At 62.6% G+C, this 13967-nt stretch carries 11 protein-coding genes; 7 read left to right on the top strand and 4 right to left on the bottom strand.

The annotated features are described in order from the left end of the window. Nucleotides 1-339: 339 nt before the first annotated feature. Nucleotides 340-684, bottom strand: a complete 345-nt coding sequence (locus F8N96_RS31650; RefSeq protein WP_150801118.1) for a hypothetical protein — start codon at nt 682-684, stop codon at nt 340-342. A 134-nt stretch (nt 685-818) separates the two neighbouring features. Between F8N96_RS31650 and F8N96_RS31645 the strand changes: the two genes are divergently transcribed. From F8N96_RS31645 to F8N96_RS31620, 6 genes are all read left to right on the top strand, one after another. After that, a complete protein-coding gene (locus F8N96_RS31645; protein WP_150801117.1) occupies nt 819-1397 on the top strand; it encodes a DUF2796 domain-containing protein in 579 nt (192 codons plus the stop codon). A gap of 146 nt (nt 1398-1543) precedes the next feature. After that, a complete protein-coding gene (locus tag F8N96_RS31640) occupies nt 1544-2254 on the top strand; it encodes an ABC transporter ATP-binding protein (protein ID WP_150801116.1) in 711 nt (236 codons plus the stop codon). 1 nt (nt 2255) lies between these two features. Continuing rightward, nucleotides 2256-3521: an ABC transporter permease gene (locus F8N96_RS31635; RefSeq protein ID WP_150801115.1), complete on the top strand. Its 1266-nt coding sequence runs from the start codon at nt 2256-2258 to the stop codon at nt 3519-3521. Nucleotides 3522-3532: 11 nt separating this feature from the next. Beyond that, entirely contained in the window at nt 3533-4051 is a 519-nt protein-coding gene (locus F8N96_RS31630) for a DUF3299 domain-containing protein (protein ID WP_150801145.1), read from the top strand. Then, complete coding sequence (locus tag F8N96_RS31625; RefSeq protein WP_150801114.1) at nt 4029-4232, top strand: hypothetical protein; 204 nt, start codon at nt 4029-4031, stop codon at nt 4230-4232. The genes F8N96_RS31630 and F8N96_RS31625 overlap by 23 nt, the downstream gene beginning before the upstream one ends. Nucleotides 4233-4302: 70 nt before the next feature. Next, nucleotides 4303-5001, top strand: a complete 699-nt coding sequence (locus F8N96_RS31620) for an OmpW/AlkL family protein (protein WP_150801113.1) — start codon at nt 4303-4305, stop codon at nt 4999-5001. Nucleotides 5002-5111: 110 nt separating this feature from the next. On the opposite strand, the gene F8N96_RS31615 is transcribed toward F8N96_RS31620, so the two are convergent. Further along, entirely contained in the window at nt 5112-6050 is a 939-nt protein-coding gene (locus tag F8N96_RS31615) for an NAD-dependent epimerase/dehydratase family protein (protein ID WP_150801112.1), read from the bottom strand. Continuing rightward, a complete protein-coding gene (locus F8N96_RS31610) occupies nt 6043-6927 on the bottom strand; it encodes a sugar nucleotide-binding protein (protein WP_150766946.1) in 885 nt (294 codons plus the stop codon). The genes F8N96_RS31615 and F8N96_RS31610 overlap by 8 nt, the downstream gene beginning before the upstream one ends. A gap of 215 nt (nt 6928-7142) precedes the next feature. On the opposite strand from F8N96_RS31610, the gene F8N96_RS31605 reads away from it, so the two are divergent. Continuing rightward, nucleotides 7143-11459, top strand: coding sequence for a DEAD/DEAH box helicase (locus tag F8N96_RS31605; RefSeq protein ID WP_150801111.1), 4317 nt, complete (start codon nt 7143-7145; stop codon nt 11457-11459). A 135-nt stretch (nt 11460-11594) separates the two neighbouring features. Here F8N96_RS31605 and F8N96_RS31595 read toward each other — a convergent pair whose 3' ends face one another. Next, on the bottom strand, nt 11595-13712 hold the full coding sequence (locus tag F8N96_RS31595; RefSeq protein WP_150801110.1) for a mechanosensitive ion channel family protein: 2118 nt from the start codon (nt 13710-13712) through the stop codon (nt 11595-11597). Nucleotides 13713-13967: the final 255 nt, after the last annotated feature.

The raw sequence follows: 13967 nt of genomic DNA, 5'->3' as shown, positions 1-13967 counted from the left end.
AGCTGGCTTGCCAGCGAAGAGGCCGTCACATCCAGCATTAATGTTACCTGACACGCCGCTTTCGCCAGCAAGCCGGCTCCTACAGTATCGGGATCAGCCCAAATCCCCCGAACGCTTCAAACCCTGTAGGAGCTGGCTTGCCAGCGAAGAGGCCGTCACATCCAGCATTAATGTTACCTGACACGCCGCTTTCGCCAGCAAGCCGGCTCCTACAGTATCGGGATCAGCCCAAATCCCCCGAACGCTTCAAACCCTGTGGGAGCTGGCTTGCCAGCGAAGAGGCCGTCACATCCAGCATTAATGTTGCCTGACACGCCGCTTTCGCCAGCAAGCCGGCTCCTACAGCCAGCGGTACAGCGGTGTATCCCCGCCGCTCTCTACCTTCACGTCCGGGCAGTGCCGCAGCCTTACCAACAACCGTTTGCCCGACGCCGCGCTGCCGGTCAATCCTTCGAGCTGCTCCAGCAAATCCGGCCCGCTCAACTGCCCGGCCTTGCGCAGCAACTCCTTTGCGATCTGCCACAGCGCATCGTCCTGATTCACCGGTCTGGCCGGCGCAGCACTGGCCTCGGCCTCGGGCTTGCTCACCTGCAACTGCGCACCCAGCCGCGCCCAGTCGGCGTCATCGAGCTCCAGGGTCAAATCCACCGGCCAGTCGCCGATGCTTCCGCGTATACGCAACATAAGTCTGCTCCTGCACATTTCTGACTCACATGCTCCCATGGGACTTGTGCAACGCCAAGCGGGCGGTCAAACTCTGCGCATCAGTGTTATAAGATCACATAACAAAATGTTCATTTTACTTCCGGAGACTCGTCATGCGCCGTCTGCTTTTCGCTTTGCCGTTTGCCTTGCTGCCGCTGGTCGTGGCCCATGCTGCCGATGAACATGATCATGAGCACGGCAGCCTTGGCGCCCACGAACACGGCGTTGGTCGCTTGAATGCGGCGCTGGACGGCCAGACCCTGGAACTGGAGCTTGAAAGCCCGGCGATGAACCTGGTGGGTTTCGAACACGCCGCCGCCACCGACGCCGACAAGGCCAAAGTCGCCGCCGTCCGTGCGCAGCTGGAAAAGCCCGTGGTGCTGTTCAACCTGCCAAAAGCCGCTGGCTGTATGATCGCGACTCAGGAACTGGAAAGCCCGTTGTTTGGCGACAAGCCCGATGCCGATGATGATCACGACCAAGACGGCAAGGACGAGCACCACCATGACCACAGCGACATCCACGCGCATTACCAATTCAGTTGCTCGTCACCGGGTGCGCTGAAGACGCTCGACCTGGCCAACATCTTCAACACCTTCCCGGCGACCCTTAAAATTCAGGTACAACTGATCGGCCCGAGCGGGCAGCAAGGGGTTGAAGTGACGGCCAAGTCTGATGCCCTGAAATTCTGAATTCATCCTCGCCCCCCCTGTAGGAGCGAGCTTGCTCGCGATGGTCGTTAACGATAACGCGTGTTTGCTGCGTAAACGCGTTGTCCTGACGTTTTTCGCGAGCAAGCTCGCTCCTACAGGTTCACCATCAACCTGACCGGTTTTACATGACCCAAGCACTCATCGAACTGTCCGACCTGGGCTTCAGCTGGCCCGGTCACCCGCCACTGCTGGATATCCCGGCGTTTCGCTTGGAGCCGGGCGAAACCCTGTTCCTCAAAGGCCCCAGCGGCAGCGGCAAGACCACCCTGCTCGGCCTGCTCGGTGGCGTGCAGAAACCCGACCGCGGCAGCATCCGCCTGCTCGGCCAGGAACTGACCGAGCTCGGCGCCGGCGCGCGTGATCGCTTTCGAGTCGATCACACCGGCTACCTCTTCCAGCAATTCAACCTGCTGCCATTTCTCTCCGTGCGCGAGAACGTCGAGTTGCCCTGCCACTTTTCCAGGCTGCGCGCCGAACGGGCGATCCAGCGCCACGGCAGCGTCGATCAGGCTGCGGCCACCCTGCTCGCGCATTTGGGCCTGAAAGATGAAAACATCCTTGGCCGCCGCGCCGATTCGCTGTCCATCGGCCAACAGCAACGGGTTGCCGCCGCACGGGCGTTGATCGGCCAGCCGGAACTGGTGATCGCCGACGAACCGACTTCGGCCCTGGATTACGACGCCCGGGAGAATTTCATCCGCTTGCTGTTCGCCGAATGCCGCGAAGCCGGATCGAGCCTGTTGTTCGTCAGCCATGACCAGAGCCTGGCGCCGTTGTTCGATCGCAATCTGTCGCTGGCCGATCTCAATCGCGCCGCCACCCCGTTCGAGGTCTGAGATGTATTTGTTCCGCCTAGCCATGGCCAGCCTGGCTAACCGCCGCTTTACCGCGATCCTTACCGCGTTCGCCATCGCCCTGTCGGTCTGCCTGCTGCTGGCAGTGGAACGGGTGCGCACCGAGGCCAAGGCCAGTTTCGCCAGCACCATCAGCGGCACCGACCTGATCGTCGGCGCCCGTTCCGGCTCGGTGAATCTGCTGCTGTACTCGGTGTTCCGCATCGGTAATGCCACCAACAACATCCGCTGGGACAGCTTCGAGCACTTTGCCAACAACCCGAAGGTGAAGTGGGCGATCCCGATGTCCCTCGGTGACTCCCATCGCGGATATCGGGTGATGGGCACCACCGAGGCCTACTTCGAGCATTACCAGTACGGCCGTCAACAACACCTGGAGCTGGCCGATGGTCGTGCCTTCGCCACTGACCCGTTCGAAGTGGTGCTCGGTGCCGAAGTCGCCGACGCATTGCACTACAAGCTGGGTGACAAACTGGTGCTGGCCCACGGCGTGGCCGTGATCAGCCTGGTCAAGCACGACGACAAGCCGTTCACCGTGGTCGGCATTCTCAAACGCACCGGCACCCCGGTAGACCGCACGCTGCACATCAGCCTCGGCGGCATGGAAGCGATCCATGTCGATTGGCACAACGGGGTGCCGGCCCGCGGCAACGGACGGATCAGCGCCGATCAGGCACGCAACATGGACCTGACGCCGCAAGCGATCACTGCGTTCATGCTCGGTCTCAACAGCAAGATTTCGACCTTTGCCCTGCAGCGCGAGATCAATGAATTCCGTGGCGAACCGATGCTGGCGATCCTGCCGGGGGTGGCCTTGCAGGAACTGTGGAGTTTGATGAGCACGGCGGAAAAGGCCTTGTTCGTGGTGTCGCTGTTCGTGGTGCTGACCGGGTTGATCGGCATGCTCACCGCCATTCTCACGAGCCTCAACGAACGGCGGCGCGAGATGGCGATTCTGCGTTCGGTGGGCGCGCGGCCGTGGCACATCGCGACCCTGCTGGTGCTGGAAGCGTTCGCGTTGGCGCTGTCGGGGGTAATAGCCGGCGTGGCGCTCCTCTACATCGGCATCGCCGCCGCCCAGGGTTATGTCCAGGCGAATTACGGCTTGTATCTGCCACTGGCCTGGCCAAGCGAATATGAATGGACGCTGCTCGGTGGCATCCTGGGCGCCGCGTTGCTGATGGGCTGCGTACCGGCCTGGCGCGCGTACCGCCAATCCCTGGCCGATGGCCTGTCGATCAGACTATGAGGACGTTGATGATGCCCCGCGCTGTGCTTGCGCTGTTGATGCTGGTCGCCCTGCCGCTGTGGGCGGCCGCGCCGAAAGACCTGGCCTGGTCGGAAATGATCCCGCCGGACGCCACACCGGAAGTACCGAACATGACGCCGCTGCACGACCTGTCGCAGATGGGCAGCGCGCTGTCCGCCGAGGCGGCGCCCGCCGCCAAACAGGACATGCCCAATGCGCCGGTGGTGAAGAGCCTCGACGGTCAGAACATTCGCCTGCCGGGCTACATCGTGCCTCTGGAAGTCAGTGAAGAAGGTCGCACTACGGAATTTTTGCTGGTGCCCTATTTCGGCGCCTGCATTCATGTGCCGCCACCGCCGTCGAACCAGATCGTGCATGTGAAAAGCGAAGTCGGTGTGAAGCTCGATGAGTTGTATCAGCCGTACTGGATCGAGGGTGCGTTGCAGGTCAAGGCATCGAGCAGTGAGTTGGCGGATGCCGGGTATCAGATGGAGGCGGACAAGATTTATGCGTATGAACTGCCGGAGTGAATCCGACCATTTTGTGTTCAAGGAAGGCCCCTTCGCGGGCAAGTCGGATCGCCGCACCGCTCGCTCCTACAAGGACACCACCAATCCCGTAGGAGCGAGCGGTGCGGCGATCCGACTTGCCCGCGAAGAGGCCATCAGCCATTCCACAAAAACCAAGGCCATCACTGTTTCATTGAGCTGAATCAAAAGACCGTATCAGACGCCTCCGTACCATTGGACATCGAACATTTTCAACGTCCTCTGGAGCCTCCATGCACAAGTCCTTGCTCAGCGCTTCGCTGTTCGCCCTCGCGCTCGCAGCCCCGCTCGCCCATGCCCATGACGCCGGCGACATCATCGTTCGTGCCGGTGCGATCACCGTCAACCCGGAAGCCGACAGCTCCAGCGTCAAGGTCGATCAGGGCCCGCTGGCGGGTGCCGACCTGGGCGGCAAGGCCACCATGAGCAGCGACACGCAACTGGGCCTGAACTTCGCTTACATGCTTGACAGCCATTGGGGGATCGAGTTGCTCGCGGCCTCGCCGTTCGAGCATGACGTGAAACTCAAGGGCACCGCCCTGGGGGCGGCCAACGGCAAACTCGGCAGCCTGAAACACCTGCCGCCAACCTTGAGCGTCGTGTACTACCCCCTGGACGCGAAGTCCGCGTTCCAGCCCTATGTCGGCGCCGGTATCAACTACACCTGGATCTATGACGAACACGTCGGCAGCGAGGCCAGCGCCAACGGGTTCAGCAACTTCAAGGCGGAGAATTCCTGGGGCATGGCGTTTCAGGTCGGCGCTGACTACATGCTGACCGACAGCATTATGATCAACGCCCAGGTGCGCTACATCGACATCGATACCACGGCGACGGTGGAAAATAACGCCGTGGCACCGGGCACACGGGCCAAGGTCGATGTGGATGTGGATCCGTTCATCTACATGGTCGGGCTCGGTTACAAGTTCTAATCCCGCCACGTACCCTGTAGGAGCTGGCTTGCCAGCGAAGGTCTCAAGGACGACGCGTTTACCCAGAATGAACGCGTTATCGTTGACGTCCATCGCGAGCAAGCTCGCTCCTACAAGGGCCGGCGCCCCAGCAACCGCGCCAGGCCAACGCGCAGCGGGGTCTGCTGCGGATAGGTAAAACGCTCCAGCAAACGCCGATTGTCCGCCCGTGAATGGCGGATGTCGCCGGCGCGCGCCGGACCGTAGCTCACGGGCGGCAACTGACCGACCACCGCCTCCAGCGCTTCAAGCATTTGCTTGAGGGTGGTGGCCTGGTTCCAGCCGACATTGACCGCGCCAACCTCGACCTGTGGTTGCTCGATGGCTTGCACCAGCAAGTCGACCAGGTCTTCGACGTAGACAAAATCACGCGTCTGCTCGCCATCACCGAACACGGTGATCGGCAGGCCTTTCTGCGCCCGCTCGCTGAAAATGCTGATCACCCCGGAATACGGCGAGGACGGATCCTGACGCGGGCCGAAGATGTTGAAAAAGCGGAAGATCACCGGTTCCAGGCCATGCTGGCGACGGTAGAAATCGAAGTAATACTCGCTCGCCAACTTGTCCGATGCATACGGCGTCAACGGCGCCTTGGGCGTGTCCTCGTCGATCGACTCACCTTCGCCGTTATTGCCGTACACCGCCGCGCTGGACGCAAACAGCACCCGCTTGATACCGGCCTGGCGCATGGCTTCGCAGACATTCAGCGAGCCGATGAAATTGCTCTGGTGAGTCTTCACCGGATCGTCCACCGACGCCTGCACCGAAGCCACCGCCGCCAGGTGCGCGACTGCGCTGCAACCGCGCATCGCCCGTGCCACCAGCGCCGCATCGGCAACGTCACCCACAATCAGTTCGACCTTGGGGTTGTCCAGCGGCAAATTGCTGCGCTTGCCGGTCGACAGGTCATCGAGAATCCGCACCGAATGGCCCTTGGCGAGCAAGGCATCGGTCAGGTGCGAGCCGATGAAACCGGCACCGCCGGTGATGAAAACAGGGCCGTCAGCCATGGCGATAAAACCTATCCAGTAAGCCCGGGAGTGCCGCGCGCCAGGCGCGGGGCTTGATGCCGAACGTGTGCAGAATTTTCTTGCAGGCCAGCACCGCGTGTTGCGGCTCCTCGGCGGCATCCGGACGCGCGGCGTGAGCCTGGGCGGTCGGTGCTTCGATGGCCAGCGGATGTAACGCACGGGCTTCGGTCAGGATAGCCTGCCCCAGCGCTAGCGGCGTGGTCGCTTCATGCCCGGCGTAATGATAGGTGCCCCACAGCGGCGCGGCACAATCGAGTTGCTTGAGCACCGAAATGATCACCCGGGCGGCGTCATCCACTGGCGTCGGATTGCCCCGACGGTCATCGGCCATCAGCAGTTCTTCAGGCGTTTCTGCCCGGGCTAGGAAACGCCCGAGGCTGCCGTCGGGACTGTCATCGAGCAGCCAGCCGAAACGCAGCAGCACGTGCTGCGGGCAGGTGGCGCGCACACTTTTTTCGATCCGCCACAAGGCCTGACCGCGCAGGCCCAGGGGCACCGGTTCGTCTTTTTCGCTGTAGGCCGTTGCCCGGACGCCATCGAACACGCGATAGCTCGAGGGTTGCATCAGAACGATGTTGTGATGCTGGCACAGCTCGGCCAGACGCTCGATCGCTCGCTCCTGCGCGGCCAGACGCTGCTCGCTGACCACCTCCGCCTGGAACCAGTCGAAGTAGTAGGCGAGGTTGATCAGCGCGTCCGGGCGGGTGTCGTCGAGCAGTTGCGTCAGGCTCGCGGCATCCCAGCCATCTTGTGGTGGGCGGGGGGCGAGGAAGCCGATGTCTTCTTCCGCACCGAGGCGAATCAGCGCCTGCCCAAGGGCATTTCCGCCGCCCAGTAACATAAGGCGCATTCGCATAGAGTCAGCAGGCCCAGTCTGATTGGAACAATGGCTTATCGACATTGCGCGCGGGCAATGTCGTCGATAGTGCCGGAATCGTTGCATTTTGCGGGTTTAGAGCGCAACCGTCATCCGTAAAGTGTACATCTCCCGGATTTGTGGTGCTGCCACTGGCCAATAAAGAGCTTGAGCGGTACTTGCAACTTCCCACCCCCACCCGCATAAATTACCCCATGAACCTGCCCATCCCCGCAGACAGCGCCCTGACAGGCTTCCACCCTGCCGTCAGCGCCTGGTTTGGCAACACGTTCCCGACGGTCACCGCCGCCCAGGCCCGGGCGTGGCCGTTGATTCGCCAGCACCGTTCCACATTGATCGCCGCACCCACCGGGTCCGGCAAGACCCTCACCGCGTTTCTCGCGGTCATCGATGACCTGGTCCACCGCGGCCTGGAAGCCGACGGTGGCCTGCCCGACGAAACCCTGGTGGTCTACGTCTCGCCGCTCAAAGCCCTGTCCAACGACATCCAGATCAACCTGCAAAACCCCTTGGCCGGGATTACCGAACAATTGCGCGTAATGGGGCTGCCCGAACTGCAGATCACTACCGCCGTGCGCACCGGCGATACGCCGCAAAAAGACCGTTCGGCCATGCGCAGGACAGCACCGCACATTCTGGTGACCACGCCCGAATCCCTGTATGTGCTGCTGGGCTCCGACTCCGGCCGGCAAATGCTCAAGACCACACGTACGGTCATCGTCGACGAAATCCACGCCATCGCCGCCAGCAAACGCGGCAGCCACCTGGCCCTGAGCCTGGAACGCTTGCAGGCACTGTGCACGCATCCCTTGACGCGCATCGGCCTGTCTGCCACGCAAAAGCCGATCGAAGCGGTCTCGCGTTTTCTGGTCGGTCGCGACCGCCCGTGCGAAATCATCGACATTGGTCACGCCCGGCCGCGCGATCTGGGCATCGAAGTGCCTCCGGTGCCGTTATCGGCGGTCATGACCAACGACGTTTGGGAACTGGTGTATGACCGCCTCGCCGCCCTCGCCCGCGAGCACCGGACCACGCTGATTTTCGTTAATACCCGGCGTCTGGCCGAACGCCTGAGCCGGCACTTGAGCGAGCGTCTGGGCAAGGACGCGGTAGCCGCCCACCACGGCAGCCTGGCCAAGGAATTTCGCCTCGACGCCGAGCAACGCCTCAAGCGCGGCGACCTGCAAGTGCTGATCGCGACCGCCTCGCTGGAGCTGGGGATCGACATCGGCGACGTCGACCTGGTCTGCCAGATCGCCTCGCCGCGCTCGATTGCCGGGTTCCTGCAACGGGTCGGTCGCTCCGGGCATCAGGTCGGCGGCACGCCCAAGGGGCGGTTGTTTGCCACCACCCGCGACGACCTGATCGAATGCATCGCCCTGCTCGACTGCGTGCGTCGCGGCGAACTCGACACCTTGCAGATTCCCCGGGCTCCGCTGGACGTACTCGCGCAGCAGATCATCGCTGAAGTCAGCTGTCAGGAATGGCAGGAGCAGGCATTGCTGGAGATGTTCCGCCGGGCCTCGCCTTATGCCGAACTCGACGAACAGCATTATCAGGCGCTGCTGCACATGCTCGCCGACGGCTACAACGGGCGTCAGGGCATTCGCAGCGCTTACCTGCACCGCGACGCCGTCAGCCGCACGCTGCGCGGTCGCCGGGGCAGCAAACTGACCGCCGTGACCAGCGGCGGGACCATTCCGGACAACGCCGACTACAGCGTGCTGCTGGAGCCTCAAGGGTTGAACATCGGCAGCGTCAACGAAGACTTCGCGGTGGAAAGCATCGCCGGCGATGTCTTCCAGCTGGGCAACACCTCTTACCGGATCCTGCGGGTCGAAACCGGCAAGGTCCGGGTCGAAGACGCGCAGGGCCAACCGCCGACCATCCCGTTCTGGCTCGGCGAAGCGCCCGGGCGCAGTGATGAGCTGTCGTTCGCCGTGGCTCGCTTGCAAGGGCAACTCGATGATCTGTTGGGCGCCACGCCCGGCGACTTGCAGCCCGCGCTCGACTGGCTGACCGACGTCCTCGGCCTCAATCTCGCCAGTGCCGAGCAATTGGTGGAGTACCTGGCCCGCGCGCGCCTGACCCTTGGCGCGTTGCCATCGCAAGACACACTGCTGATGGAGCGGTTTTTCGACGAGTCCGGCGGCACCCAGCTGATCATCCACACCCCGTTTGGCAGCCGCATCAACCGCGCCTGGGGCCTGGCCCTGCGCAAGCGCTTCTGCCGCACCTTCAACTTCGAACTGCAGGCGGCCGCCAGCGAAGATGCCATCGTGCTGTCGCTGTCCAGCAGCCACAGCTTTGAGCTCGATGACGTCTGGCGTTATCTGCACAGCCGCAGCGCCGAGCACATCCTGACTCAAGCGGTGCTCGAAGCACCGCTGTTCGGCGTACGCTGGCGCTGGAATGCCGGGGTGGCGCTGGCGCTGCCGCGTTATACCGGTGGACGCAAAGTCGCGCCGCAGATCCAGCGGATGAAAAGCGAAGACCTGATCGCCAGCGTGTTTCCCGACCAGCTTGCCTGCGTGGAAAACCTCGCCGGCGAACGGGAGATTCCCGAGCATCCTCTGGTGGAGCAGACCCTCGACGATTGCCTCCACGACGCCATGGACTGCGAAGGCTGGCTGGCCTTGTTGCGCCGCATCGAGCGTGGCGACGTGTGCCTGATCAGCCGCGACCTGCCGGCCCCCTCGCCGCTGGCGGCAGAAATCCTCAGCGCCCGCCCCTACACCTTTCTCGACGATGCGCCGCTGGAAGAGCGGCGCACGCAAGCCGTGCTCAACCGTCGCTGGACCGATCCGCAATCCACCGACGACCTCGGGGCGCTGGACGCCGAGGCGATTCAAGCGGTACGCGATGAAGCCTGGCCCGCACCGACCGGGGTTGATGAAATGCATGAGGCGTTGATGAGCCTGGCATGCATCACCGACGCCGAGGCGCAGGCCAATCCCCATTGGTGCGAATGGCTGAATGACTTGGCCGACAGCGGCCGCGCCAGTCGCCTGCAGATCAACCCGGCGCAATCGCTATGGCTGGCGCTGGAGCGACTGACCTGCCTGCAGGCGATTTATCCGCACGCCCCATTGTTGCCGCCACTGGAGGCGTTGCCGGGTTTCGATGAAGCCTGGGAAACGGATGCAGCGGCACTTGAGGTGGTTCGCGCGCGGCTCAGCGCCTTTGGCCCGTTGCCGCTGCCGGCGATTGCCGAACCCTTGGGATTACCGGCGACCCGGGTCACCCAGGCGCTGGCTGAACTGGAGCGCGAAGGTTATGTGTTGCGCGGCCAATTCACCCCGGGTGCCACGCGGGAAGAATGGTGCGAGCGGCATCTGCTGGCGCGCATTCATCGCTATACGGTCAAGCGTCTGCGGCGGGAAATCGAGCCGGTGGCACTGCAGGATTTCATGCGCTTCCTGTTTGACTGGCAGCATCTGTCCGCGACGACCCAAGGCCAGGGCAGCGCGGTGCTGCAGGCAATTGTCGGTCAGTTCGAAGGCTACCCTGCCGCGGCCTCAGCCTGGGACAGCGACATGCTGCCGGCGCGGATCAAAGGGTATTCGGCGAGCTGGCTGGATGACCTGTGTCGCAGCGGCAAACTGGTCTGGACCCGGCTGACCGCGCGCAACAAGAGCGCCAGCACGGCGCTGCGCAGCACGCCGATTCTGCTGCTGCCGCGCAGCCAGGTCGGGTTGTGGAGCAGCCTGACCGAGCAAACCCCGGTCGACGAACTGTCGCCGAAAACCCAAAAGGTTCACCAAGCCCTCAGCCAACACGGCGCCCTGTTTTTCGATGAGCTTGTTCACGAGGCGCACCTGCTGCGCTCGGAGCTGGAAATCGCCTTGCAGGAACTGGTAGGCGCCGGACTGGTGAACGCCGACAGCTTCGCCGGCCTGCGGGCGCTGATCACCCCGGCCAGTAAACGCCAGGCCCGCAGCAGCCGACGCGGGCGCGGGGCCTTTGTCGGCGGGATGGACGATGCCGGGCGCTGGGCCTTGCTGCGCCGCGGTACTCCCGCGCCGGTGGTGGATGACAAACGTCCGGCACCGACGCCTGGCGAGACCCTTGAACATATCGCCATGACCTTGCTGCGCCGCTACGGCGTGGTGTTCTGGCGTCTGCTGGAGCGCGAGGCGGACTGGCTGCCGAGCTGGCGGGAATTGCTGCGCACCTTCCACCGACTGGAGGCACGGGGTGAGATTCGTGGCGGGCGATTTGTCAGTGGTCTGGCGGGCGAGCAGTTCGCATTGCCTGAAGCGATTCCATTGCTGCGCGAAGTTCGGCGCCGGCCCCATGACGGGAGTTTGATAGCCGTGTGCGGGGTCGATCCGCTGAACCTGGCGGGCACGCTGTTACCCGGTGCGAAGGTGCCGGCGTTGGCGAGTAATCGATTGGTGTATCGCGATGGCTTGCCGGCGGCTGCGGAGATTGCCGGCAAGCAGGTTTTCTGGCTGGAGCTGGATCAGCACGCCAGTGCTGAGGTGCGTAGTAAACTGATCCGGCATTGATGTTGTCTGGCGGGGCCTCTTCGCGAGCAGGCTCGCTCCCACAGTTGATCTGTGTTTGAGCAAGGTTTTGTGACCGACACATGTCCCCTGTGGGAGCGAGCCTGCTCGCGAAGAGGTCAGCAGCTCCACCACAAATCATTGGGTCCGCGGCTGATCCGGCAGCAACACCGACGAATGCTCCATCATCGCCCTCTCATCCTCCGACTCATGCACCTGCCGCCCAGGCATCAACACCTGCTGTGGATAAGTCTGCGCAAAATGCACCCACGGGCTGTTGTCCACCAGCTTTTTCAAGCGCTGATTGAACGCCCGGCTCACTGCATATTGCCCGCCCGACACGGTGCGGAACTGCGCCGTCAGCACCACGCCGTTGAGGTCCATCTTGTCGACGCCAAACACATCCAGCGGTCCTTGCAGGTTGTACTTGAGGAACGCGTCGTCACGGATCGAATCACCCGCCTCGCGGATCAGTTCGATGGCCTTGTCCACGTCAGTGTCGTAGGTGAACTGCACCGAGAAAAACGCATAGGCGAATTGCCGCGATTGGTTGGTCACCGCCTTGATCTGACCGAACGGCACCGAATGCACAAACCCCTTGCCGTCACGCAGGCGCAAGGTGCGAATGGTCAACCCTTCGACCGTACCGGCGTGACCGGAATCGAGCACCACCCAGTCGCCGATCGACAAGGTGTCTTCAATGATGATGAACAGCCCGGTGATGACATCCTGCACCAGTTGCTGCGAGCCGAAACCGATGGCCAGGCCGACCACCCCGGCACCGGCCAGCAGTGGCGCGACGTTGATGCCCAGGTTGGCCATGGTGGTGATCGCACAGATCACCACCAGGATGATTTTGATCGCGTTGCGCAGCAGCGGCAGGATGGTTTTGACCCGCGTGCTGGGCTGCGCCGCGCGTTTGTTGACCGGCGGTTTAAGCGCTTCCTGGATCGCCGTATCGAGCACCACCCAGAGCAGCCAGGTGACCAGAAAGATCAGACCGATACTGCTCAATGAATCGCTGATCGCCCGACCCACCGAGTTGCTCTCGGCGAATTCGAACAGCGACACACCCCAGATCCGCCCGAGAATTTCAATGAAAGCCACGGCCATGACGATCCGCGACAAGGCATGCAGTAAGCTGAGAAACCGTTCCTTGTAGGCGCTGCTGCGCTTGAGCGCTGCGGCCTGGCTCGTCTTGAACATGTGTTGGAAAATCGTGCTGAGAAATACCGAGGCAATCAGCAAAATGGTGGTGAACAGCGCACAGCGCAGTGCCTTTTGGTTGTCCTCGCCGACGCCGATCAGGTTGATCGCCGAGACCATGACCATCAGCAGGATCGGCCAGTACCAGAGCCAGGAAAAAATCCGCAACGATTCCTGCAGCGAAGGCTGTTTGAGGCGTTGGGCCAGCGGTCGATTGCGGATCAGGTGCGCCACTGGACGACGCAGGCGGATCACCAGCAAACCGAAGATGATCGAGGCGAACAGACCGGTAAACACCGCAATGCTGCTGGTGATGTTGCCACCCAGTTGCCGGGCGATTTGCGGGCTGGTCAAGGCGTCGCTGAGCGCTGCGAGGAAGCCGATCAGGAACAGCGGTCTGGGGCAGTAATCGCGAATCAGCTGCACCGCCGTGCGCTTGTGTCCGGTGTTGAACATGACAATCACGCAGAGCAGCATCGAGGTGGAGAAAATGCCGCTGCTGGTGGCGTAGGCGAAACACAATGCCAGGGCGCGACCCACCGAGGCTGGCAGGAAGTGGCTGACATAGAGCGTCAAGGGCAGGCAGATCACTGCAGGCAAGGTGTAAGGCAGCAAGTAGGTGAGCAAATCCTGGCTGCGTTGACGGGTCCGCAGCCAGCGCCCCTGGTTCAGGTGTTTGGCGAGAATGCCACCGAGTACGGTGAGCAAGGCAAAGACGCCGAGCCAGACACCGGACAACATCAGAAAATCGCCCGCCACGCTCCAGCCCGAACGACTCGAGGGCCGATTGACCAGTTTGTCCACTTCATCCACCGCCCGATCGGCCCGCAGGCGCCAGGCGTCGACCAGGTTTTCGTTGAGGTCGAGCTTGTCCTGAACGTCGTCGATGCTGGAACTGATGGCCCCGAGCAGACCGCCCTGCACCAGGGGCTCGGGCTTTGCGGCTTCCTCGGCGACGTCAGGAACACCTGGCAGTGTGGCGGCTTCCAGCTCGTTGCTGCCTAAGAACAGCAACGCCCCCAGTAGTATCGCGGTCTTGAATTTGAGCAAAACGCGGAGCTCCTTGAAAAGGGTCTGTTAGGAACTGATTGGCAAATGGCGGGCAAGTTCATATACCCCCTGTAGGAGCTGGCTCGCCAGCGAAGGCGGCCTCAAGCCTTGCACCGCCAATGAAAACGCTTTCGCCAGCAAGCCGGCTCCTACACAAGCCAGCGCGCACCAAGCCGGCTCCTACAGGGGACCGCGTGATCCCGTCGGGGCGATCTTTGCGCAGAGCTCAAATATCAAATGCCCATCCCTCTATTT

The sequence above is a fragment of the Pseudomonas fluorescens genome (assembly GCF_902497855.1).
GTDB classification, from domain to species: Bacteria; Pseudomonadota; Gammaproteobacteria; order Pseudomonadales; family Pseudomonadaceae; genus Aquipseudomonas; species Aquipseudomonas fluorescens_BI.
Note: the sequence above shows the minus strand (reverse complement) of the source record. Positions and strands in the feature narration are given on the sequence as shown.

Excerpts from the sequence above, each read along its gene's own strand:
- F8N96_RS31610 (WP_150766946.1), bottom strand. The coding sequence starts at position 6,927 with ATGCGAATGCGCCTTATGTTACTGGGCGGCGGAAATGCCCTTGGGCAG.
- F8N96_RS31605 (WP_150801111.1), top strand. The coding sequence starts at position 7,143 with ATGAACCTGCCCATCCCCGCAGACAGCGCCCTGACAGGCTTCCACCCT.
- F8N96_RS31620 (WP_150801113.1), top strand. The coding sequence starts at position 4,303 with ATGCACAAGTCCTTGCTCAGCGCTTCGCTGTTCGCCCTCGCGCTCGCA.
- F8N96_RS31630 (WP_150801145.1), top strand. The coding sequence starts at position 3,533 with ATGCCCCGCGCTGTGCTTGCGCTGTTGATGCTGGTCGCCCTGCCGCTG.
- F8N96_RS31625 (WP_150801114.1), top strand. The coding sequence starts at position 4,029 with ATGCGTATGAACTGCCGGAGTGAATCCGACCATTTTGTGTTCAAGGAA.
- F8N96_RS31635 (WP_150801115.1), top strand. The coding sequence starts at position 2,256 with ATGTATTTGTTCCGCCTAGCCATGGCCAGCCTGGCTAACCGCCGCTTT.
- F8N96_RS31650 (WP_150801118.1), bottom strand. The coding sequence starts at position 684 with ATGTTGCGTATACGCGGAAGCATCGGCGACTGGCCGGTGGATTTGACC.
- F8N96_RS31645 (WP_150801117.1), top strand. The coding sequence starts at position 819 with ATGCGCCGTCTGCTTTTCGCTTTGCCGTTTGCCTTGCTGCCGCTGGTC.
- F8N96_RS31615 (WP_150801112.1), bottom strand. The coding sequence starts at position 6,050 with ATGGCTGACGGCCCTGTTTTCATCACCGGCGGTGCCGGTTTCATCGGC.
- F8N96_RS31640 (WP_150801116.1), top strand. The coding sequence starts at position 1,544 with ATGACCCAAGCACTCATCGAACTGTCCGACCTGGGCTTCAGCTGGCCC.